Origin of the sequence: Perspicuibacillus lycopersici (assembly GCF_025660475.1) — a bacterium.
Taxonomy (GTDB): domain Bacteria; phylum Bacillota; class Bacilli; order Bacillales; family Caldibacillaceae; genus Perspicuibacillus; species Perspicuibacillus lycopersici.
The window spans coordinates 722,485-743,816 of sequence record NZ_JAOUSF010000003.1 but is presented as its reverse complement, the minus strand read 5'-3'; the positions used below and the strand labels follow the sequence as shown (position 1 = coordinate 743,816).

General features: G+C 36.3%; 18 protein-coding genes. 14 read left to right on the top strand and 4 right to left on the bottom strand.

What is annotated here, in order from left to right:
• Positions 1-27 precede the first annotated feature (27 nt).
• The 8 genes from OEV98_RS11800 to murC all read left to right on the top strand — a co-directional run bounded on the left by OEV98_RS11800 (position 28) and on the right by murC (position 9,083).
• Positions 28-1,101: a M42 family metallopeptidase gene (locus OEV98_RS11800; protein WP_263073485.1), complete on the top strand. Its 1,074-nt coding sequence runs from the start codon at positions 28-30 to the stop codon at positions 1,099-1,101.
• A gap of 126 nt (positions 1,102-1,227) precedes the next feature.
• Complete coding sequence (locus OEV98_RS11795; protein WP_263073484.1) at positions 1,228-1,746, top strand: DUF84 family protein; 519 nt, start codon at positions 1,228-1,230, stop codon at positions 1,744-1,746.
• A 194-nt stretch (positions 1,747-1,940) separates the two neighbouring features.
• On the top strand, positions 1,941-2,462 hold the full coding sequence (locus OEV98_RS11790; RefSeq protein ID WP_263073483.1) for a hypothetical protein: 522 nt from the start codon (positions 1,941-1,943) through the stop codon (positions 2,460-2,462).
• 347 nt (positions 2,463-2,809) lie between these two features.
• A complete protein-coding gene (locus tag OEV98_RS11785) occupies positions 2,810-3,130 on the top strand; it encodes a thioredoxin family protein (protein WP_263073482.1) in 321 nt (106 codons plus the stop codon).
• Between the two features lie 36 nt (positions 3,131-3,166).
• Positions 3,167-3,976: a DUF1444 domain-containing protein gene (locus OEV98_RS11780; RefSeq protein WP_263073481.1), complete on the top strand. Its 810-nt coding sequence runs from the start codon at positions 3,167-3,169 to the stop codon at positions 3,974-3,976.
• Positions 3,977-3,980: 4 nt separating this feature from the next.
• Positions 3,981-4,589, top strand: coding sequence for a YtpR family tRNA-binding protein (gene ytpR / locus OEV98_RS11775; RefSeq protein WP_263073480.1), 609 nt, complete (start codon positions 3,981-3,983; stop codon positions 4,587-4,589).
• A gap of 152 nt (positions 4,590-4,741) precedes the next feature.
• Positions 4,742-7,492: a DNA translocase FtsK gene (locus tag OEV98_RS17790; RefSeq protein WP_317633810.1), complete on the top strand. Its 2,751-nt coding sequence runs from the start codon at positions 4,742-4,744 to the stop codon at positions 7,490-7,492.
• Positions 7,493-7,766: 274 nt separating this feature from the next.
• A complete protein-coding gene (gene murC / locus OEV98_RS11765) occupies positions 7,767-9,083 on the top strand; it encodes a UDP-N-acetylmuramate--L-alanine ligase (protein WP_263073479.1) in 1,317 nt (438 codons plus the stop codon).
• A 64-nt stretch (positions 9,084-9,147) separates the two neighbouring features.
• Here murC and OEV98_RS11760 read toward each other — a convergent pair whose 3' ends face one another.
• Positions 9,148-10,263 carry an aminopeptidase gene (locus OEV98_RS11760; protein WP_263073478.1) on the bottom strand — a complete coding sequence of 372 codons (1,116 nt, stop codon included), beginning with the start codon at positions 10,261-10,263 and terminating at the stop codon, positions 9,148-9,150.
• 218 nt (positions 10,264-10,481) lie between these two features.
• The gene (locus tag OEV98_RS11755; RefSeq protein ID WP_263073477.1) at positions 10,482-12,410 is read right to left on the bottom strand and encodes an endonuclease MutS2; all 1,929 of its coding nucleotides are present in this window, start codon (positions 12,408-12,410) and stop codon (positions 10,482-10,484) included.
• A gap of 609 nt (positions 12,411-13,019) precedes the next feature.
• On the opposite strand from OEV98_RS11755, the gene OEV98_RS11750 reads away from it, so the two are divergent.
• From OEV98_RS11750 to ccpA, 5 genes are all read left to right on the top strand, one after another.
• A complete protein-coding gene (locus OEV98_RS11750; RefSeq protein WP_263073476.1) occupies positions 13,020-13,481 on the top strand; it encodes a DUF948 domain-containing protein in 462 nt (153 codons plus the stop codon).
• An 11-nt stretch (positions 13,482-13,492) separates the two neighbouring features.
• Positions 13,493-13,918: a YtxH domain-containing protein gene (locus OEV98_RS11745; RefSeq protein ID WP_263073475.1), complete on the top strand. Its 426-nt coding sequence runs from the start codon at positions 13,493-13,495 to the stop codon at positions 13,916-13,918.
• A gap of 37 nt (positions 13,919-13,955) precedes the next feature.
• A complete protein-coding gene (gene ytxJ / locus OEV98_RS11740) occupies positions 13,956-14,282 on the top strand; it encodes a bacillithiol system redox-active protein YtxJ (protein ID WP_263073474.1) in 327 nt (108 codons plus the stop codon).
• Positions 14,283-14,407: 125 nt separating this feature from the next.
• Complete coding sequence (locus tag OEV98_RS11735) at positions 14,408-15,934, top strand: FAD-dependent oxidoreductase (protein WP_263073473.1); 1,527 nt, start codon at positions 14,408-14,410, stop codon at positions 15,932-15,934.
• 380 nt (positions 15,935-16,314) lie between these two features.
• Entirely contained in the window at positions 16,315-17,319 is a 1,005-nt protein-coding gene (ccpA, locus tag OEV98_RS11730) for a catabolite control protein A (RefSeq protein ID WP_263073472.1), read from the top strand.
• Positions 17,320-17,412: 93 nt separating this feature from the next.
• Here ccpA and OEV98_RS11725 read toward each other — a convergent pair whose 3' ends face one another.
• Together OEV98_RS11725 and OEV98_RS11720 are read right to left on the bottom strand one after the other, a co-directional pair.
• Positions 17,413-18,573, bottom strand: coding sequence for an acetoin utilization protein AcuC (locus OEV98_RS11725; RefSeq protein WP_263073471.1), 1,161 nt, complete (start codon positions 18,571-18,573; stop codon positions 17,413-17,415).
• 167 nt (positions 18,574-18,740) lie between these two features.
• The gene (locus OEV98_RS11720) at positions 18,741-19,373 is read right to left on the bottom strand and encodes a GNAT family N-acetyltransferase (RefSeq protein WP_263073470.1); all 633 of its coding nucleotides are present in this window, start codon (positions 19,371-19,373) and stop codon (positions 18,741-18,743) included.
• 185 nt (positions 19,374-19,558) lie between these two features.
• Between OEV98_RS11720 and acsA the strand changes: the two genes are divergently transcribed.
• Positions 19,559-21,274, top strand: a complete 1,716-nt coding sequence (acsA, locus tag OEV98_RS11715) for an acetate--CoA ligase (RefSeq protein WP_263073469.1) — start codon at positions 19,559-19,561, stop codon at positions 21,272-21,274.
• Positions 21,275-21,332: the final 58 nt, after the last annotated feature.

Below are 21,332 nucleotides of genomic sequence, written 5' to 3'. Positions count from 1 at the left end.
GATATCTAAAGGAAAAGAGGGAATCGCGTGAATCAAGAAACTTTAGAGTTGTTTAAGACGCTAACGGAATTACCTGGAGCTTCTGGTAATGAGCATTTAGTTCGTAAGTTTATGAAAGAACAGCTTAGTAAATATGCAGATGAAGTCATACAAGATGGATTAGGTAGTGTTTTTGGAGTAAAACGTGGATCTGAAAATGGTCCGACTGTAATGGTTGCAGGACATATGGATGAAGTTGGATTTATGGTAACCTCCATTACCGAAGCAGGTTTACTTCGTTTTCAACCATTAGGTGGCTGGTGGAATCAAGTTCTTTTAGCACAAAGAGTACAAATTATTACAGATAACGGACCAATTTATGGAGTCATTTCATCCATTCCGCCACATTTATTGGATGAAGAGACAAGAAAACGGCCGATGGACATTAAAAATATGTTAATTGATATTGGAGCAGATGATAAAGCAGATGCACAAAAAATCGGTATCAAACCAGGGCAACAAGTTGTACCTGTTTGTCCATTTACCCCTCTTGCCAACCCGAAAAAAATTATGGCGAAGTCTTGGGATAACCGTTATGGCTGTGGTCTTTCCATCGAGTTACTAAAAGAATTACAAGGTGAAACACTTCCAAATACATTATATTCTGGAGCTACTGTTCAAGAAGAGGTTGGCTTACGTGGGGCAAGAACTTCTGCTTACATGATTAAACCAGATATTTTCTTTGCATTAGATGCAAGTCCTGCAAATGATACGACTGGAAATAAAAATGAATTTGGTCATCTTGGTAAAGGTGCGCTACTAAGAATTTATGATCGTTCCATGATTACTCACAGAGGTATGCGTGAATTTATTCTAGATACTGCCGAAACCAACAATATTAACTATCAATACTTCATTTCACAAGGTGGTACAGATGCAGGTCAAGTTCACCTAGCAAATGAAGGTGTACCTAGTGCAGTAATCGGTATTTGCTCTCGCTATATTCATACAGCTGCATCGATTGTTCATGTGGATGATTACGCAGCAGCGAAAGAATTATTAGTGAAATTAGTAAAATCATGTGATCAAACAACCGTAGATTCCATAAAACAAAATGGTTAATAAAAATATATAGACATATGCAGAGGCAATCGGTGTATCTGATTGCTTTTGTTATGAGAGATTATATGCACCATATAATGTTATCCACGGATTGTAGAAAGATAAAAGAATGAAAGAGGAAGTAATATGAAAATTGCTGTTGGTACAACAAATGAAGCAAAACTGCAAGCGATTCAAAATGTCTTTTCATTAACAGATTCCATTTTCGAATGTAAGGTTGCATCCAATGTCAGTGAGCAACCATTTTCCGACGAGGAAACGATTACTGGTGCAATCAATCGTGCCAATAATGCGTTGCTTGAGGTTGGAGGGGATATCGGTATTGGCTTAGAGGGTGGTGTTACGGAAACCTCTTTTGGGTTAATGCTTTGTAATTGGGGTGCACTCGTTCAAGCAGATAATTCAAAAGCTCCGATTATTGCTGGCGGGGCAAGAATTATTTTGCCTGAAGAAATTAGTACCCGTTTACGTAATGGAGAAGAACTAGGACCAGTGATGGATGATTTTTGTCAAAAAGAAAATATTCGTTTCCATGATGGGGCAATCGGTATATTTACGAATGGACAAATTAACCGAATATTGATGTTTACCCAAGTAGTACAATCTTTAAAGGGACAATTCGAATATCAAATAACAAATAGCTAATAATAATGAATAAGCGTGCGAAACGAAAGCACCAAGACCTACGGGATATCATTTTCGAATGTTGGTTTGTTATGCAAAAATAATAGTAAAATGATGTTAAGAAAATTTAATTTTTACTTGCTACTATTGCTTAATAGAATGTATTATGGAAATGGTGCTTATCCTCTAAGGTGGAGAAAGAGAGGGTAGATGTTATGTTTAAAACAAAAAATACTATTTATTTACTTGTACTATTACTATTACTAATATTGACCGCTTGTTCTGCCACTATTTCAGAGGAACAAGATAAAGCAAAGGAAAATGCAGTAGAAGCGTTTGAAGCGAATAATATCAATCCAAATAATTCTATCGAAAATTTTTCAGTATACCTGCCATCAGGTATGGATGTTGACGAATCGGATCCGAACAATATTGTATTAAGCAATGGATCCAAGCTTTACTTATTATTTATTAATCCGAACGAAAATGAATCTAGTAAGGTAATTTATGAAACCACCTTAAACAGTACCGAAAATATCCGTCTCAAAGAAACCTTTGAAAAGGATAATAGATTTGGATTCATTATTATTAATGATGTAAGTGAAGATTTATACGAGTTAACGGTCGGAATCGGTGGAACGAAATTAACAACCGAAACAGATGCCGCAAACATTGCACATGAAGCAAAGCTAATGATGGAAATCGTTTCTTCGATTGAATTTGACAAGGCAGAGTAATCTAGCTAATGCAATGTATTCGACTTAAACAATAAATTATCATTAGGAAAGGGATGTCTCTTAGTAGTAATTACCTAGGACACATCCCTTTCTTTTGGAGATAAAAACTAAGTTCGAGAGAATTTCTAATATTGCGTCAGGTTAAAACTATAGGAAAACTCTATCTTTAATATATTAATTCGTTTCTGTGGAAACTCAAGGAAACGTTTGTTACTATCAGTATAGTATCAGTAAAGGGAAGCTTATTTGAACTCCCTTTTGTCTTGTATTAAATAACAGCCTATATGAAATAGACGAAACGAAAGTACTGACTATTATTCAAATAATATATTTTGGAGGGATTTATTGTGGAACAACTAACATCAATGGAACAATTTGAAACATTAAAAAATGAAGGAATCACTGTGTTTGTATTTAGTGCAAACTGGTGCTCCGATTGTCGCTTTATGGAACCATTTATGCCAGAAGTAGAAGCGAAATTTAACCAAATGAATTTTATTAAAGTGGACCGAGATCAATTCATCGATTTATGTGCGGATTTATCTATTTTCGGAATCCCTAGCTTTGTTGCATTCCAAAATGGAAAAGAAGTTGGCCGGTTTGTTAGCAAAGACCGTAAGACACAAGAAGAAATCGAAAGCTTCTTGAACGATTTAGAAATTCAATAAGCTTCAGTATGTCAGAGAAAAAAGTGGTGAATTCTAGTGAAAATGACAGTTACAAAGTTAAGAAAGCTTCTGGAGGAACGACTCGAGCAGGATGATCGAAATCTTGTATTTGACCGGGAAAAAGAGAGCTTACGAATTGAAGATAAGCAATCGAAAAAAGGACTAACAGTTTCCTTACCACCAGTTATCGCCAAATGGGAAAATCAAAAGGATGCTGCCATTGAAGAAGTAATTTATTACGTAGAAGAAGCATTGAAAGCAATGAATGGAACGCAAACACTAGCTGGTAAGGAAAATAAAATTTTTCCTGTCATTCGTTCGACCTCCTTTCCGAAAAAAACAGAAGCTGGAGGAAAATTATTAATCGATGAACATACGGCAGAAACTAGAATTTATTATGCAGTAGATTTAGGAAACACCTTTCGATTAATTGATGAAAAAATGCTAGAAAAGGAAAAATGGGATGCACAAGAAATACGGGAGATGGCTAGGTTTAATGTTCGCTCCCTACCTTGCCCGTTAAAAAAAGATACAGTAAGTGAAAATGATTTTTATTTCTTGAATACGAATGACGGTTATGACGCAAGTCGTATTTTAAATGAGTCATTTTTAAATGAAATGAAAGAGAAAGTAGAAGGTACATTAGCAATTTCAATCCCACATCAGGATGTATTAATTTTTGCAGATGTAAAAAACCAAACGGGATATGATATATTAGCACAAATGAGTATGAGCTTTTTTACAAACGGACATGTTCCGATTACTTCTCTATCATTTTATTACGAAAATGGCAAATTAGAGCCGATTTTTATATTGGCAAAAAATAGACCTTCCAGGAAGGAGTAAACAAATGAATATATTTTACAATAAAGAAGGCGTTGGCGATACATTGCTAATCAACATAGCTTCTGCTGATCAAGAAAGCATTTCACATGAAAAACACGGGGATGTTGTCCGGATATTCCATGAGCAAACAAAGGAAACGGTAGGTTATAATCTGTTTCAAGCAAGCAAGTATGTGGAATTAGGGAATGTTAATGGCCAAGTTGAATTAAGTGAAGAACTAGTAGAGCAAATTAATACCGTTTTACAAGCCAATGATTTTACAGAAAAATTAGTGGCAGATTTATCACCTAAATTTGTTGTTGGACTTGTAAAGGAAAAAGAAAAGCATCCAAATGCGGATAAATTAAGTGTATGTAAAGTCGATATCGGTGCCGAAACATTGCAAATCGTTTGCGGCGCTCCAAATGTGGAGGCAGGGCAAAAGGTTGTCGTAGCTAAAATTGGTGCTGTTATGCCAAGTGGATTAGTAATTAAACCTGCAGAGTTAAGAGGGGTGGCATCTAGCGGAATGCTTTGCTCTGCTCGAGAATTAGAATTACCAAATGCTCCACAAGTTAAAGGTATTTTAGTACTAGCAGACGATGCTCCGATAGGTCAGCCCTTTCAATTTTAGCCTATATGAACCAATTTGTTTTGCTTAATATCATACAAAATGTATAACAGCCTCGCTTTTATGCGAGGTTCTTTTTTGCTTATTTTTCTTTACATGTATTTATAGTAAAATAATGATACATGTTTTTTGAGGATAGAAAGAGTGGTAATTATATGGATTGGAAAAAGTGGTTCTCTTTTCACAATGAAGATGAGAAAAGAGAAGAACATGAGAATACAAAAAATACGAGTCATAAAGAAATGGAAACAAGGATTGCCTATCAGTACCCGAAAGGAAAATATTCTATTTCCATGGATACAGATATAGAAGAACGAAAAAAACGAGTGATGAATAGTCGAACAAATGCGAGCTATCATCGGGGCAACAACAATATGCGAGGGGAAGCACAAGAGATAAATAAATTATTAGAAAAGAGAAGAGAAAAAAGACTAGATCAACCTTTATCCCATCCGCTAGTGGAAGAAATAGACAAGCAAACGGAAGAACCACTTCCTATTTCACTAGAAAAGAATAAAGAAATTGTAAAGCAGCAAGGACCGAAACGTCCATTTCGCCCAACAGAAATTCCGTCACCTATTTATGGATTTAAGCCTCGAAAACGGCAGAGAAAAGAAATCGTCGAATATGAATTGACAACTTTTACCCCAGAAGCAAAAAGAGAAGAATCGCGAGAAGTTCCTAACACAGTATTTGTTCCGGAGAGCGCTTATGAAAATATTGCGTTTCGTAATATAAATAAAAAAGAACAAGAGATTATGGGGCGAAAGCTATCTACTGAATCGTTCCTGGACGATACAGAAAATAGGACAAGTGTTCTAGAAGAAACTGCTCCTCCTATCGATTTTGAGATACCAGTAGAAACGACGCAAAGCTCGATGCTTTCCAATACAAAAGAACATGAAACAGAAGCTGTAACAAAAATAGAGTACATAAACGATAATCCAATAGCTGAGGAATCTCCCGAAAGTATAATGCTTCCACAAGATGATGGGGAAAATCGTCAAACAAACTTACCTTCCGTTGCTTTGGATTCAAAAGTAGAGGAACTTCCTGCGGTTGCTGAACAAATCGAACAAAAGCAGGAGGAGCAAGTTGATTCATTACCAATAGTAGAAGAAAGTAATTTCAAAGAAGAAGCACCTCATCCTCGTCGAGAAAGAAAACATGTTCCGTTTAATGTGCTCATGCTAAAAAAAGACAGAGAAAGCTTACAACGTAAGACTCAGGAAAATAATGTGCCTATAAAACATAAGAACAATCGAACACTGTCAGAACTAGCGGCTACAGTGGAGGAGAAGCCACAGGATATTATAAATCGGGTAGAGTCTCGTGAGAATCGTGAGGATGATTCCATAAACAAGCATCTGAAAGAAATGAATGCAAAGGATCTGAGCATATTTGGAAATGAACAAATAATACCTCCTTTGGATAATGCTATGCCCGTTGAAGCAAATACTATAGCTGCTCAAGAAAAGACACTGCTTGTAAATGCACAACGAAATTATCAATTTGCAGAACATACTTTATTAGAGCAGCCGATAGAGCGAACTTCAAATGAAGGTTGGTTAAACAGTCAGGCTGAAATTTTAAATAATACACTACACAGTTTTAACGTTGGTGCAAATGTGGTAAGTGTATCTGAGGGACCAACTGTTACACGTTTCGAGGTCTCGCCAGATTTAGGTGTAAAAGTAAATAAAATTACTAATTTAACCGATGACCTAAAATTAAGTCTAGCTGCTAAAGATATTCGTATGGAGGCACCAATTCCTGGTAAGCATACGATTGGCATAGAAGTACCGAATAAAGTGAGTAGACCAGTTTATTTACGGGAAATAATTGATCAAGATATATTTACGAAAGCAGAATCTCCATTAACGGTCGCCTTAGGATTAGATATTGCCGGAAAACCAGTCATTACTGATTTGAAGAAAATGCCACATGGATTGATTGCTGGTGCAACAGGTTCTGGTAAAAGTGTTTGTATTAACACCTTTATCGTTAGCTTATTATATAAAGCAAGACCAGATGAAGTGAAATTATTATTAATTGATCCAAAGATGGTGGAGTTAGCCCCATACAATGATATTCCACACTTAATCAGTCCTGTAATTACCGATGTAAAAGCAGCAACTGCTTCGTTAAAATGGGCTGTTGAAGAGATGGAAAGACGATACGAATTGTTTGCAGCAGCTGGAGTTCGGGAAATTGGGAAATATAACGAAAAAGATGTAGAAGGAAAGCATCAGCTTCCATATATTGTAATAATCATTGATGAATTAGCTGATTTAATGATGGTTGCTCCTGCAGATGTTGAAGAAGCCATTTGCCGAATTGCCCAAAAGGCTCGAGCTTGTGGGATTCACTTATTAATTGCTACCCAAAGACCTTCTGTTGATGTTATTACTGGCTTGATTAAAGCAAACGTACCGACACGAATTGCGTTTTCGGTTTCTTCGCAAATTGATTCACGTACAATAATTGATATTAGCGGAGCGGAGCGATTACTTGGGAAAGGCGATATGCTGTTTTTAGATAACGGAACTTCGAAACCGACACGCTTACAAGGACCATTCATTTCCGATGAGGAAATTGAAAAAGTAGTGGAACATGTTCGCGGACAGGGTAAACCACAATATTTATTTGAGCAGGAAGAATTAATTAAGAAAAGTGATTTTTCTGAAACTGATGAGCTGTTATTAGAGGCTTGCGAATTCGCCTTTCAACAAGGGAATATTTCCACTTCTAGTTTACAAAGACACTTCCGAATTGGGTATAATCGTGCCGCACGGTTAATTGAATTAATGGAAGACAAAGGAATGATTACCGAATCAAAAGGTAGTAAACCACGTGATGTATTACTAACTGAACAAGACTTAGAAGAGCTTCAAGAATTAATGTAGAAAGCAGCGATTTTTCTAGAAATATCGGGTAGTTTTTTAGCTATTTAACAGAAGTTTGCAACATATTTGTCATATAGGTGACTATATATAGTAAGGGAATTTGCATAGTTTTTTTTTACAGAAAATGCTATAATGTTTAAATGTGAACTGGAAAATATGTAGAAAAAGAACTAAATTTACATGAATTTATGAAAATGTCATAAGGCATTTGGGCACATGATTCATATAATACATTTATAAGGTTATATAGTGACTTTGTTGGAGGTTTTAACATATGACGATTTATCATTTTGTTGGGATAAAGGGTTCTGGTATGAGTCCTTTAGCACAAATTCTTCATGGTATGGGATATACAGTCCAAGGATCCGATATAGAAAAACATATATTTACACAAGTAGCATTAGAAAAAGCAGGGATACCGATATTTCCCTTTTCAGAAGACAATATAAAACCAGGAATGACCATTATTGCGGGAAATGCTTTTCCAGATACTCATGAGGAAATTCAAAAAGCATTAGAATTAGGACTTCCAGTGATTCGTTATCATCGTTTCTTAGGAGACCTTCTTCAAAGATTCACAAGTATTGCTGTGACAGGCGCACATGGGAAAACATCGACAACAGGATTGTTATCCCATGTAATGGAAGCTGCAAAACCAACCTCTTATTTAATTGGTGATGGTACTGGAAGTGGGGAAAAGGATGCAGATTATTTCGTTTTTGAAGCATGCGAATATCGTAGACACTTCTTATCGTACTATCCTGATTATTGCATTATGACCAATATCGATTTCGATCACCCTGACTATTATGCAAATGTAGAGGATGTCTTTTCAGCTTTCCAAGAAATTGCCTGGCAAGTGAAGAAGGGAATCATTGCTTATGGTGATGATGAACATCTGCAAAAGATTCAAGCAAAAGTACCGGTATTATTTTATGGATTTGGTGAGGAAAATGATTTCCAAGCAAGAAATGTGGAGGTTACTCCGGAAGGAACAACCTTTGATGTTTTTGTAAGAAATACATTCTACTCCTCCTTCTTTATCCCGACATTTGGAAATCATAATGTATTAAATGCTTTAGCAGTTATCACCATCTGTCATTATGAAAATATTGATGTTGCCATCATCCGTGAACAATTAAAAACGTTCCATGGCGTGAAAAGACGCTTTACAGAAAAGCAATTTGGTTCACAAATTTTAGTGGACGATTATGCACATCATCCAACAGAAGTGAAGGCTACAATTGATTCAGCGAAACAAAAATATCCAAATAAAAAAGTGGTTGCAGTTTTCCAACCACATACGTTCACACGTACGCAAACTTTCTTGAATGAATTTGCGGAAAGCTTAAGAAATGCGGATCAAGTATTTTTATGCGAAATTTTTGGTTCTGCTAGAGAAAATCACGGGAAATTATCTATTAAAGATTTACAAGAAAAAATTGAAGGTGCACAAATATTGGATGAGACAGATCCATCCCCACTTGTAGCATATAAAGACAGTGTATTGCTATTTATGGGAGCAGGGGATATACAAAAATTCCAAGAAGCGTACGAACAATACGTAGAAAAAGAAAAAATAGATATATAAACAAAAAAGGACTTAGCAATGCCATTTATTATGGATGCTAAGTCTTTTTTAGAATACAAGAATGTTATTTTAGATTTTCAGGATTTAATCCTTCTAATTCAGGGATTACGAATAATCCGTCTTTACGAATGAGAATATCATCGAAATAAATTTCTCCACCACCATATTCTGGACGTTGAATTAATACCATATCCCAGTGAATATTGGAATGGTTTCCGTTATAGGCATTTTCGTAACATTCTCCAGGCGTGAAATGAATACTTCCAGCAATTTTCTCATCAAATAAAATATCCTGCATTGGCGTTAAAATATATGGATTTACCCCGATGGCAAATTCCCCAACAAAACGTGCGCCTTCATCTGTATCGAAAATTTTGTTAATCCGTTCTGTATCATTTGCAGTAGCTTCGACAATTTTTCCGTCTTTAAAGGTTAGTTTTACATTTTCAAAGGTAAAGCCTTGATAAGGGGATGGCGTGTTATAGCTTATTGTACCATTAACCGAGTTACGTACAGGAGCGGTATACACTTCGCCGTCTGGAATATTTGCCTCGCCAGCACATTTAATTGCAGGTATATTTTTAATGGAAAACGTTAAATCTGTTCCAGGTGATATAAGGCGAACTTTGTCCGTTTTATTCATTAAATCCACTAAACTGTCCATAGCTTTACTCATTTTTGCATAATCAAGATTACATACATTAAAGTAAAAATCTTCAAATGCCTCTGTGCTCATTTTTGCAAGCTGTGCCATATTGGAAGTTGGATAACGTAACACGGTCCATCTTGTTTTTGGTACACGAATTTCTCGATGTACTTTTTTGCCAATAGTATTTCCTTCGATCTTCATTTTTTCATCAGGAACATCTGCTAATTCATTAATATTGTTACCTGCACGTAGTCCGATGTAAGCATCCATTTCGGACATTACATTCGCTTCAAATGCAGCCATCAACTCATATTGTTCCTCTTGTGCACCTAGTAAAAGGCTACGATTTACTTCGTGGTCCTTTAGGGATACAAATGGATAGCCACCTGCTGCGTATGATTCTTTAACAAGTGCAGTTACTAGCTCTTTTTGTAAACCAAAGTTCTCAATTAATATTTTTTCCCCTTTTTGTAAACCGATGGAGTAATTAATTAAATTTTTTGCGAGTTTTTCTATTCGTGGATCTTTCATAATATCCCTCCAATTATGTATTAATAACTATAAGTGTTCCCAATTACGAGAAACCACTACTATAAACAACCATAACGCGAAATATTATTACTTGCAATATTATTTTGATAAGTACAGTTTCAAAATTACAAAGTATGGGTATTCATTGTGAAATTGAGTAAGAGATGGATGCCCCACGTCCATCTCCTTACTTGAGGGAAATCAGTCGAAATGGATTCCTATTCCTCCTCTAACCAAACATCTTCCACATATTTTCTTTTTAGTTGCTTGCTAATTTTCCGATATTCTTTTGATTTAAAAATAATATCAAAATCATAATCTTCAGGATAAAGCTCGGTTCCTTTTATGAATAGTTTTAATCGTTTGTGACTAATGGTTCTTTTTTCTTGACGAACCTGTACAACATATTTTCCATATGCATCAGGTCCTTGATAAATAATTCCTGTTTCATTTGTCTCTGTTAGAATTACATTATCTCCTTGCTCAAAAATGGAGTCATGAACCGGAGGAAGATCCACCGTTTTTTTTGCTAATGATTTTCTAGCATATTTATTAACCGCAATTTGTTGCTGAAAATAAGCATCAGTTACCTTTTGATCATGGTGGAAATTTCGACAGGTTTTATATGTGATTTCATGAGCTTTTTCAATTAGCTTCGGGTGTAGTCCAAGTTTGCTTGCAATTTCAAACGCTTGGCTCCTTCCGCTTTGCCCTAATAAAAGCTTATATGTCGGCCGTAATGTATTTATATCAAATTCCATTGTTCCATTTAAAAAGCCTTCTGTTTGATCAGCGAATTCCTTCATCTCACTATAATGGGTAGTTGCAAATAATGTAGCTCCCTTTTGATAAAGCTGTTCTAAAATGACAATGGCAAGTGCCATTCCTTCTCCGGGATCGGTACCAGATCCAAGCTCATCAAGCAATACAAGGGAGCGATCATTAGTAGCTCGTAATATATCAATAATGTTTACTAACCGTGAGCTAAATGTACTTAAATTTTGTTCGATGCTTTGACCATCCCCAATATCTACAAATATATGCTGATAGATCGCTATTTTGCTACCTGCTTCGGCAGGGATCGGCAAGCCTGCTTGTGCCATCATCGTTAATAAACCAATTGTCTTCAATGTTACTGTTTTTCCGCCTGTATTTGGGCCGGTAATTACTAATGCACGATGTTCTTCTCCAAATAAAAGGGTCAAAGGAACTGCGTTTTCCTTAAGCATCGGGTGTCGTGCCTCTTTTAAATGAATAGTATAATCCTCTGTTAATATTGGAGGCTTTGCATCAATACTTCTACTATATTTTGCTTTCGCAAATAGAACATCATAGTAATGCATCGTCTCGATTGCCAGATTTATCGCCTCTTCATTTGCTAACAGCTTCTCTGTTAATTCAAATAAAATTCGTTCCACCTCTTCTTCCTCTGCTACCTTCATTGTTTGTATTTCTTCTTGCATATCAGCAAGCTCGATTGGTTCAATAAATACAGTTGCTCCAGAAGCAGAGGTATCTAGTACATTTCCTTGGATTTTCGTTCGGTATTCTCTTTTTACAGAGAGCGTTAAATGACCACTACGCTCTGATACAATTTTATCTTGAAGATAATCTGCATACTTTTTGGATTTCATCAATTGGTTCGCTTTTTCTTTTACTTTATCTGTAAGGATGGATAGCTGCCTTCTTAAATAGGCTAGCTCACTGGAAGCATAGTCATCAACATTACTATGTCGAATACACCTCGCTATTTCATCTGTAAGCTCCTTAACGTCTGGGACCGATTGGACATAGAGCGCGACATTAGGAGCAGCATATTCCTTATCACGCATAAACTGTTTAAGTTTTGTACAATGCTCTAAAAAGGAAATGACATACGAAAATTGATCTGCTCGAATATAAATCCCTTTTTTCGCTTGGTTTAGGAAAAGGGTCATTTCGTCTAATGTATGGATGGGTATACTACTGGATATTTTTAATATTTTCATTGCTTCTTCAATTTCTTTTATTGATTGCTCAATTCTTCTTTTTTCCTGCATTGGTCGTAGTCTTTGGATTGTTTTTTTCGCCAAATTAGTTTTTGCATAGCATTCGATTTCTGTTAAAATCTTATAAAATCCTAATACTTCAAATGTCTGTTGATTCATTGTATACATCTCCTGTTTCTATAAAATAGAAAAAGCTAGCGTGAACAAACGCTCACACTAGCTTTTTCGAGGCAAACCTTTTCCGCTTTTATGCGGCAATAGGAAATCCTTTGCAATAAAATAAAAAAGCTATGACAAATATGCCATAGCTTATATCTTCTATTGCTTGCTATGAGGCTTATTCTTAACCTTCCTTGAAATGCGCATGCTAAATAAACGGGTATAATCCCACTTTTTTAACAAAATTCAAGGCCGTATAAAATTAACGGTTAGTTAAGAACATTCACACTCATAAAACAGTCTCCTTAAAAGGGCAAATAGTATTTACATCCTTTATTCTATCTATAATCATTTCTATTTGTCAACATTTTCAAAAATTTTATCAATTCTTTGTTAAGCTGGTATGTGGAGTAATGGTATAACCTCTTTTAAGAAAACACTGTACTCTAGCGTTACAAGGATATATGGCATTAAAAAGTATTTCCTTATCTTAATAAGAAAAAATTGAAAAAACAAGGAGGATTGCTCGATTCTTGTCTAAAAAAATGGTTTAATGGTAATAGAATTATCAGTAACAGAAATTTGGCAGCTTGAAAGGAGAATAGCTTTATGGAAGTTATTTTGTATATAAGTGTAGGCATAATTGCTATTGCTTTCTGTTTTTTAGTCGGATATTTAATTGTAACATTAAAAACCTTATCAAAAACCTTACATACTATGTCTGTCACCATCACGAGTGTCGACAATCAATTAAAAGGGGTTACTCGAGAAACGGAGCAATTGCTTCAAAAAACAAATGCTTTAGCTGATGATTTAAAGCAAAAATCAGAAAAACTTAATAGCGTAGTGGATTCTGTTCAAGATGTCGGTAATACTATTCAACAATTTAATCGCTCGTTAGTTGGGATATCTGATTCAATTGTTCATCAAGTGGAAAAAAACCAAGAGAAGGTTTCACAAATAGTTCAATTAGGAAATATTTTTGTTGAATTAAAGGACAAATGGGACGAGGTTCGCTCCCGTAAAAAACGCGAAAAAGAAGCAATGATTATTAAACAACAATCTAATTAGGAGGACCGAATATGGACGAAAGAAATCAAACGCAAAATGAATCAACTAGTATGAAAAACTTTTTAACTGGAGTCGTAATTGGCAGTGTTGTTGGTACGATTACAGCATTATTATTCGCTCCAAAATCTGGAAAAGAATTACGCAATGATTTAAATGAACAAGTTTCTTTAGTACTAGAAAAATCGGAATATGTAAAGGACTCCGTGCTTCAAAAGGGGAATGAACTTCGTAACTTTACAAATAATACAAGAGTTAAGCTTTCGAATGTTGTACAGGAACAGACGAAGGATTTAGTAGAAAAAGTCCAAGCCTTTACAAAAAATACCGAAGAAGATGTGGAAGAAACATTAGAGGAAGCACAACTTGCGATTTCAGAGCTGGCAGATGAAATTGACAAAAAGCTAGAAGAGCTAAAGGCTTCTGACAATTTAAAATAACTGAGGTATCATTGTCTGAAAAAATAGGGGGATTTGTATGTCACTAAAAAAAGTTTCTGAAGAAAACGAGTTTCAATCCATTTTAGCAAATGAAGGAGCTTTTTTATTTTTTAAACATAGCTTAACTTGTCCAATTAGTGCTGGTGCATATGAGGCATACCAAGCATATTTAGCGGATCATCCGAATGTACCTGCCTATTATCTTGCAGTTCAAGAAAGCAGACCACTATCCAACTACATCGCAGAGTATTTTGCCGTTAAACATGAATCACCACAAATTTTTTATATTGTTGATGGGCAAGTAAAATGGCATACATCCCATCAAAAGATAACGAAAGAAAAGCTAGAAGAAGTGGTAGAGTAAAAAATAATAGCAAGGAATAAAGAAAGAGCTGATAACAATTGATATCAGCTCTTTTTCTGTGGAATATTTCATTATTTTTTCGGGGAATCTACTGTAAAATATGACAAAAAAAGGAGAACGTCTGAATGAAGCAACTTCCACAATTTCCACAGGCATATTGGTTAGATTCCGTTAAAGTTCCATCATTTCCATCATTAACCGAGGATTTAGAAGTAGATGTAGCTGTAATTGGAGGGGGAATATCAGGTATTACGACTGCTTATTTATTATTACAGGAGGGCTTAAAGGTTGCCTTAGTGGAGGCAGATACGTTATTAAATGGAACGACTGGTCATACAACAGCAAAGTTAACTGCACAGCATGGTTTAATTTACGATGAATTGATTCAACATTTCGGTGAAGAAAAAGCGAGATTGTATTATGAAGCAAATCAGGAAGGTATGGAGCTAGTTAAAACAATAATCGATAAACATAACATTGAATGTGATTTATCGCTAGAGGATGCCTATGTATATGCACAGGATGAAAGCAGCATTCAAAAGATAGAGAAGGAAATGAAGGCATATGAAAAGCTTGGAATCGCAGGGAAGGTGGTAGAAAAAACACCTTTACCTTTTGATGTACTATCTGCCATTATTATGAATAAGCAGGCACAGTTTCACCCGTTAAAATATTTACAGGTGCTCGTTCAGGAGCTAGAGAAGATGGGTGGCTATATTTATGAGCAAACAACTGCATCCAAGGTTGAACTGGAGGAAAAACCGAAAGTAATCTTACGAAATGGGCATTCCATTACTTGTCAATATGTGATAAGTTGTACTCATTTTCCATTCCATGATGAAGGATTTTATTTTGCCAGAATGTATCAGGAGCGATCCTATGTAGTGGCAGCTTTAACGGAAAAGGATGTAGCAGAGGGGATGTTCATTAATGCGGAACAACCAACTAGATCGATTCGATATACACCATACAATGGAAAAAAGCTACTCCTCTTTAGTGGAGATCATCATAAAACAGGACATGGAGTCCCTACACATAAGCATTATGAAAATCTACAAACATTTGCAGAAAATACTTTTGGTGTCAGTGAATTTGTCTATCGCTGGTCAGCACAAGACCTATCAACTTTAGATAAAGTCCCATATATTGGCTACATTACAAATACGAATAAAAAAATTTTAGTTGCTACCGGATATCGAAAATGGGGAATGGCACATAGTGCAATAGCTGCATTAATGTTTCGCGATATCATAATGGATAAAGAGAATAAGTACTTAGACCTTTATACTCCATCGCGATTTGAATCAGACCCATCCGTAAAGAAATTTCTTAAGACCAATGCGGATGTTGCTAAGCAATTAATTCAAGGTAAAATTGAACGACCAACGAAGACAGTGCAAGATTTGAAAAATGATGAAGGCTCTGTCATTCAATTTAATGGAAAACGAGCTGGCGCATACAAGGACCCAAACGGAAAAGTATTTGTCGTGGATACTACCTGTACGCATATGGGCTGTGAAGTAAAATGGAATAGTGGAGAAAGAACTTGGGATTGTCCTTGCCATGGTTCGCGCTTTGATATTCAAGGGGACGTTATGGAAGGGCCAGCAGAAAAGCCATTAAAACGATTAGCAGGAGAAAATGAACAGTAGAGAAAATAGGTTAGTAATAGCCAAACTTCTTACATTCACCAATAACTATGGCGAATGTAAGAAGTGTTTTTTTCAATAATAGAGTTTTATTAGGAACTTTGAAAAAGACAAGATCATTTTTACCTATTTTCGACAAAATAGAGGTTTTTCGTGCAAATATACGGCAAAAAATGAAAATATTATACTTAGTTATTCAAACTTATGCTATAATTAAACATTATTATCCCTTTTGTTCATGTTTGAGCAGAAGGGATTTTTAAAAAAATATTAGCAAAATAAAACGAATGGACAAGGTACATAGGTTAAAGAAGAGAAAAAAGAATCCTTTCCATGAATACAGTAAATTATATATTTAAAGGCTATAGAAGGAGATGTAAAAAGTGAATATAACAATTTATGATGTCGCTAGAGAGGCAAATGTCTCGATGGCTACCGTATCACGGGTTGTCAACGGAAACCCAAATGTGAAGCCAGCGACACGAAAAAAGGTTCTTGAAGTAATTGATCGTTTAGGATACCGTCCGAATGCGGTTGCACGTGGCTTAGCAAGTAAAAAGACTACAACAGTAGGTGTTGTTATTCCGGATATTTCCAGTTCCTTTTTTGCCGAATTAGCACGTGGAATTGAAGATGTTGCAACAATGTATAACTATAATATTATTTTAAGTAACTCAGACCAAAATAAAGACAAAGAGCTTCATTTATTAAATACAATGCTAGGAAAACAAGTGGATGGTATTGTATTTATGAGTGGGAATGTAACAGAAGAGCATGTAGAAGAATTCGAAAAATCTCCTGTGCCGATTGTATTAGCTGGATCTATTGAGCAAACGGGTAAAATTCCTTCGGTCAATATTGATTACGAAAAGGCTTCTTTTGAAGCAATTCAAACGTTTATTGATAGGGGACATAAAAATATTGCCTATGTTATCGGACCGTTACATGAACCAATAAACGCGGTGAAAAAGCTTTCCGGTTATAAGAAGGCATTAGAAACAGCAAATATTCCATTTAATGAGGATTACGTTGTCGAAGGTGATTATACGTATGATTCCGGTATTGAAGCCGCAGAAAAATTATTAGAATTAGATGAAAAGCCTAGTGCAATTTTAGTAAGTACAGATGAAATGGCAGTAGGAGTAGTTCATGGTCTTCAAGACAAAGGCTATTTGATTCCTGATGATTTTGAAGTGATTTCTGCCGATAATACTCGCCTTTCAGTAATGGTTCGCCCACAATTAACATCTGTTGTCCAACCGTTATATGATATCGGTGCTGTTGCCATGCGATTACTTACAAAATATATGAATAAAGAAGAAGTAACTGAAAATGTGGTTATTCTTCCACACCGAATGGAATTTAGAAATTCTACTAAGGAAAAATAAAAAATAGTAAAGAAGCATTCGTCTACTGAAATACCATTAACTATTAGTCTTTAATAGTTACGGGCTGCTCAAATGAACGAATGCTTTTTGTGTTTAAGATGAATGATTATGGATAATTTGTAATACTGTTTCTACCGTTTTTTTGTTTTTTTGCTCGATTTCGTTTTTTCTTGGAATTGCTGGATATAGTGGTGTTGGATCCTCCCAATTGGTAGGGAGTGCAACAGGTGCTTCCGGTTGCCAACGATGGAGCCAATCTGCTGGAATTTCACCAGTTATATTCCGTTGATCGTTCATTTCAAACCAGAGATAAGACCATGCTCTTGGAACAACTCTCCATATATCATAGCCACCACCTCCAACAGCCACCCAGCGCCCTTCACAATAACGATGAGCAATTTCATGGGCAAATTTTGGGATTTCACGATAAATGGCAATTGTAGTGGATAAATGTGTCAGCGGATCATAATAGTGGGCATCGACTCCATTTTGGGTAAGTAAAATATCTGGTTTAAAGTAGTCGGCAACCGCTGTTAGAACAGCAGAATATGCTTCTAACCAAGAATCATCCTCTGTAAATGCATCTAATGGTACATTAAAAGTATACCCATAGCCATGCCCGTGCCCGCGCTCATAAATCGCACCTGTCCCTGGGAACAAATACCTTCCTGTTTCATGAATGGAAACAACACATACATTCGGATCATCATAAAAAGACCATTGCACACCATCCCCGTGATGGGCATCGGTATCAATATAAAGTACCTTTGCGTTATACTTTTTTCGAAGGTATTGAATTGCAACTGCACAATCATTATAAATGCAAAACCCTGATGCTTTTCCAGGTAAACTATGATGGAGACCACCGCCTAAATGAAGCGCATGGAGGCTATTGCCACTCATAACCGCATCAACGGCTGTTAATGTTCCACCTACGATGAGTGAGCTTGCTTCATGCATTTTAGAGAAAATCGGTGTATCCTCTGTGCCTAAGCCGAACTTCTCCCAATCGCTTTGCTTTAACAATCCTTCCCCTGCTTTTTTTACAGCTTCAATATAGCGGCCGTCATGGATAAGTAATAATTCCTCTTCCGTTGCATAGCGTGGTGCTACAATATTTTCTTTAGCAAGGAAATCGAGTGAGTGGAGTAAATCTACTGTTAACAGCAATCGTTTTTGATTAAAAGGATGGTTATCCGCAAATTTATAGTGTAATAGTTCATCTGAATAAATAAATACTGCATTATCCTTCATGAAACTGCTCCCATTAAATGAAAGCTAGTATAAGCTCTTCCCCTTGTAATAAAGCATCTAATTTTTAGAATATTAAAATCTTTGGTCACCATCATTTGCTTTACTAGCAACCAAATCCCCCCTTGTTTGTACCATCCTTTAAATGTTTAACGTTTCTTCACCTTGTGTTAATACATAAACCGATTGATAAAGCGAATTCGGTCAAATTTTTCAATGGAATCCCGGTCTACTCGATTACCAATTCTTGCCATTAAGCAATTGGCAGGATGGGAGCATATTTCTGGGTCATCTGTTGCATACCAGACAAGTCCACCAGCGCCCATCATTTTTTCCATGATTTTGCGATATTCCCATACATTTAAGCCAGTCCCTTTTAAATCCCAATGCCAATAATATTCTGTCGTAATAATGATATAATCTTCCATTGCATCATCGAGCATAGACACTTGAAGCAGCTGTTTTCCAATCGATAAGCCACGGAATGGTGCAGCCACTTCAATTGCACCTAATTCTAGCAAATTCTCCATGTTACTTTCAGACCAGCGTTCAAGTGGGTCAGGATATAGGAAGGTAACATAACCGATCATAATATTTTCTACCCTTGCAATAATGATTCTGCCTTCATCTAAATCAGCTATCCCAATTAAAGCCTCTCGTTGTTCCTGTGGCGGACGAAATGCGCTTAAACCATCATGGAATTGATAACTAGCCAATTCTTCGGAACTAATTGGCCCTTCAATGATAACGGTCGCATTTTTCGTGAACCATTCTCGCTTGTAGTAAGTTTTCTTATGCTCCAAGTCATCACCTCTTTTTCATTTTTCCTTGATAGGAATATTATAACGAATTTCATAGCTTGATAGGATATGAATATTTTTAAAATTTATTAATAAACTTAGGGTGAAACGTAAATGTGAATAAAAATTGAGAATAAATAAAAAACATAGTATAATTTACTATATTCATAAGCAAAGGGGGATATCTTGTGAAATTGGAGGCGTTACCAGTTAAAGGTGGGGAATTTAACTTAACGGATTATGAAAAAGCCTATCATTCCTTTCAATGGGAGGAAATGGAGAAAAACTTTTCTTGGCATCAAACAGGTAAAGTAAATATGGGGTATGAGGCAATTGATCGTCATGCCGAGGGGGTTCGGAAAAATAAGGTTGCACTTTATTATCGGGACTCCAAGCGGGATGAAAAGTACACGTTTAAGGAAATGAAGGAATGGTCGAACCGAGCAGGAAACGTATTTCAAGATTACGGGGTGGAAAAAGGGGACCGTGTGTTTATATTTATGCCCCGTTCACCAGAGCTCTATTTTGCTTTACTTGGCGCAGTAAAATTAGGTGCAATTGTCGGGCCATTATTTGAGGCGTTCATGGAAGGAGCGGTACGCGATCGTCTAAGGGATAGCCAAGCGAAGTATCTTGTCACTACTTCAGAATTACTGAGCAGAGTACCGGAGCAGGATTTACCAGATTTAGAGACTATTTTTGTTGTCGGTGATAATATAGAAAAAAATGATCATTATGTAGATTTCAAGAAAAAGCTGCATGATGCTAGTAAGTATTTAACACCAACATGGGTAGATCGTGAGGATGGATTAATTCTCCATTATACTTCTGGATCCACAGGCAAACCAAAAGGTGTATTACATGTTCATAACGCTATGATTCAACATTATGCAACGGGGAATTGGGTGCTTGATTTACAGGAAGAAGATATTTATTGGTGTACTGCAGATCCAGGATGGGTTACTGGAACCTCGTACGGAGTGTTTGCTCCTTGGTTAAATGGAGCAACGAATGTGATCGTTGGTGGTCGATTTAGCCCAGAGGAATGGTATAAAACGATTGAAGAATTTGGGGTTACCGTATGGTATAGTGCGCCAACTGCTTTCCGGATGCTGATGGGTGCAGGTGATGAGGTTGTCAATGAATTTGATTTAACCTCCTTACGTCATGTACTAAGTGTCGGAGAACCGTTAAATCCAGAGGTTATTCGTTGGGGTGCAAAGGTGTACGGTCATCGAATTCACGATACATGGTGGATGACAGAAACTGGAGCACAGTTAATTTGCAATTATCCATGTATGGAAATTCGTCCAGGATCTATGGGGAAACCAATTCCTGGTGTTGTTGCTGCAATCGTTGATGATCAAGGAAATGAGCTGCCACCAAACCGAATGGGAAATCTCGCGATTAAAAAAGGCTGGCCATCGATGATGCGACAAATTTGGAATAACCAAGCAAAATATGATTCCTATTTTATGCCGAATGGCTGGTATATTTCAGGTGATTCTGCTTATATGGATGAAGACGGTTATTTTTGGTTCCAAGGAAGAGTTGATGATGTTATTATGACTTCTGGTGAGCGTGTCGGTCCTTTTGAAGTAGAGAGTAAATTAGTCGAGCATCCTGCTGTTGCAGAGGCAGGTGTCATTGGTAAACCAGATCCAGTTCGGGGAGAAATTATTAAAGCATTTATTGCTTTACGAGCAGGGTATACACCATCAGATGAATTAAAAGAAGAAATTCGTCAATTTGTCAAACTAGGTTTAGCAGCACATGCGGCACCTAGAGAAATCGAATTCCGTGATAAACTGCCAAAGACGCGCAGTGGGAAAATTATGCGTAGAGTATTGAAATCGTGGGAATTAAATTTACCAACAGGTGATTTATCGACAATGGAAGACTGATACATTGAATAATATGGTAGTCTTTATGATTTCCATTTTGTTAAATATATTATAAATG

Bases quoted from the DNA above. Each gene is read 5' to 3' on its own strand.
- murC (WP_263073479.1), top strand. From the start codon at position 7,767: ATGACGATTTATCATTTTGTTGGGATAAAGGGTTCTGGTATGAGTCCT.
- OEV98_RS11745 (WP_263073475.1), top strand. From the start codon at position 13,493: ATGGACGAAAGAAATCAAACGCAAAATGAATCAACTAGTATGAAAAAC.
- OEV98_RS11725 (WP_263073471.1), bottom strand. From the start codon at position 18,573: ATGAAGGATAATGCAGTATTTATTTATTCAGATGAACTATTACACTAT.
- OEV98_RS11795 (WP_263073484.1), top strand. From the start codon at position 1,228: ATGAAAATTGCTGTTGGTACAACAAATGAAGCAAAACTGCAAGCGATT.
- OEV98_RS11750 (WP_263073476.1), top strand. From the start codon at position 13,020: ATGGAAGTTATTTTGTATATAAGTGTAGGCATAATTGCTATTGCTTTC.
- OEV98_RS11790 (WP_263073483.1), top strand. From the start codon at position 1,941: ATGTTTAAAACAAAAAATACTATTTATTTACTTGTACTATTACTATTA.
- OEV98_RS11760 (WP_263073478.1), bottom strand. From the start codon at position 10,263: ATGAAAGATCCACGAATAGAAAAACTCGCAAAAAATTTAATTAATTAC.
- ytpR (WP_263073480.1), top strand. From the start codon at position 3,981: ATGAATATATTTTACAATAAAGAAGGCGTTGGCGATACATTGCTAATC.
- OEV98_RS11755 (WP_263073477.1), bottom strand. From the start codon at position 12,410: ATGAATCAACAGACATTTGAAGTATTAGGATTTTATAAGATTTTAACA.
- OEV98_RS17790 (WP_317633810.1), top strand. From the start codon at position 4,742: ATGGATTGGAAAAAGTGGTTCTCTTTTCACAATGAAGATGAGAAAAGA.
- ytxJ (WP_263073474.1), top strand. From the start codon at position 13,956: ATGTCACTAAAAAAAGTTTCTGAAGAAAACGAGTTTCAATCCATTTTA.
- OEV98_RS11735 (WP_263073473.1), top strand. From the start codon at position 14,408: ATGAAGCAACTTCCACAATTTCCACAGGCATATTGGTTAGATTCCGTT.